This is a genomic window from Pseudomonas sp. AKS31, assembly GCF_023634765.1.
Taxonomy (GTDB): Bacteria; Pseudomonadota; Gammaproteobacteria; order Pseudomonadales; family Pseudomonadaceae; genus Aquipseudomonas.
In genome coordinates, this window is record NZ_JAMLFX010000003.1 from 177,002 (window position 1) to 179,024 (window position 2,023).

The following is a 2,023-nucleotide window of genomic DNA, read 5'->3' on the forward strand; positions in this document are numbered from 1 at the left end:
CTCGGCCTGCACGATGCGATGCTCAGTGGCTGGTTCAACCAGGAAACCGGCGAGCTGTTCAAAGGCTTTCCGGTGACCGCCGATGACACCCTGCTCGACGTCGGCTGCGGTGATGGCGGCAACGTGCATTTCTGCGGCATGCGTGGAGCGAAGATCATCATTGCCGACATCGACGCAGCGAAGGTCGAAGCGACCCGTCAGCGCCTCAGCGATACCCCGGCGCGGGACATCGAATGCCACGTCACCGACTGCAACCCGCTGCCGATTGCCGACGGCACGGCCACGCGTGTGGTGTCCACGGAAGTCATCGAGCACGTCGACGACCCGGCGCAGTTCCTTGCCGAACTGGTGCGCGTCGGCAAGCCAGGCGCCCTGTACTTGCTGAGCGTGCCGCACCCAAGCTCCGAAGACCTGCAAAAAGATATCGCCGCGGCTGAGTATTTCCAGAAGCCCAATCACATTCGCATCATCAGCGAAGACCAGTTCAAGGCGATGGTCAGTGAAGCGGGGCTGGAGATCATCAGCCACAGCCAATACGGGTTTTACTGGTCAATGTGGATGTTGCTGTTCTGGGAAGCCAAGGTCGATTTCAGTAACCCGGATCATCCGCTGCTCAATCACTGGGCCGACACCTGGCAAGCGGTGCTGGACTCGCCGCGCGGCGCGCAGATCAAACAGGCGCTGGATGCCGTTGTTGCGAAAAGCCAGGTAATCATTGCCCGCAAACCCGCCGCACCCCTGTAGGCGCTGCGGCACGCTGCGATCTTTTGATCTTGATCCTGAAAAACAAGATCAAAAGATCGCAGCCTCGTTTCACTCGACAGCACCTACAGGATTTTTGTGTAACCTTGCAGCCTTGTGGTGTCAGGGGGCTGGAAGGTATGCGATTTATTGTGGGTCTGTTCTTGGGCATCTTGCTTGTGGGTTGCAAGCAGCAAGACGCGCCACCCCTCGACCAACAACTCTACATCTGGCAACGCCAATGGACGCCAGCCCACGAGGCTGCGCTGCGTGACAGTCGCCAGGATTTCTCGACGCTACGCATCCTCGCACTGCAAGCCTTTCCTAATGCCGGATGGCGCCGGGCGCGAATCGATGCGCAATTATTGAAAGCCGATGGCCGTCCGTTGATCGCGGTGATTCGTCTCGACGGTCAGCTCAGGTCGCTGGATCAGGATCAGGTCACCGCGCAGATTCTCCAGGTGCTTGCCGATTGGCAGGCGCAAGGCCTGACGCTGAACGGCGTCGAGATCGATCATGATGCGGGCAATGCGCGGTTGCCGGCGTACGCTGAATTGCTCAAACATCTGCGTGCGGCCTTACCGAAGACTGTGCCCTTGAGTATCACTGCGCTGCCGGCCTGGCTCGGCAGTGCTCAATTGCCCGAACTCCTGCAAACCGTCGACAGCAGTGTGTTGCAAGTCCACGCCGTCAGCGATCCGCGCCGCGGTTTGTTCGATCCTGATCAGGCCTTGAAATGGGCCAGGGCCTGGGCAGGTATCACCGACAAACCGTTCTATCTGGCGCTGCCGGCGTACGGTGTCGCGCTGTTGCCCGATGACGGCGGGGCGCCGGTGGTGGAGAGCGAAGTGCAGCTTGAACGTGGCGGTGAGCGCCGCGAGCTGCTGGCTGATCCGCTGCAGCTGAGCCAGCTCGGTCAAGCATTGCGCGAAGATCCGCCGACGCATCTGGCCGGGCTGATCTGGTTTCGCTTGCCGCTGGCCAATGATCGCCGCGCCTGGAGCCTGACTACCCTGCGCGCGGTCGCCCGGGGTGAGCAACTGGCCAGTAAGCTCGGCGTGACGCTCAGTGAACACGAAGGCCTCTACGACATCAGACTCGACAACCCCGGCAACCTCGACAGTGCCTGGCCGACGCAGATCACGCTGAAAGTGAAAAACTGCGAAGGCGCCGATGCGCTCGCCGGTTACTCGTTGCAACAAAGCCCGGATCTGCTTACCTTCACCCGCCTGCGCGACGGCCGCTTGCCGGCGGGTGGGCAGCGCGCTATCGGTTGGGCGCG

The 2,023-nt window shown here is 61.3% G+C and carries 1 protein-coding gene and 1 pseudogene; both read left to right on the forward strand.

Going from position 1 to position 2,023, the window contains the following annotated elements:
• On the forward strand, window positions 1-744 hold a 744-nt coding region (locus M9827_RS11810; RefSeq protein ID WP_250605586.1), incomplete at its 5' end, for a class I SAM-dependent methyltransferase.
• Window positions 745-881: 137 nt separating this feature from the next.
• Window positions 882-2,023: pseudogene (locus M9827_RS11815) on the forward strand (DUF3142 domain-containing protein); the annotation flags it as partial.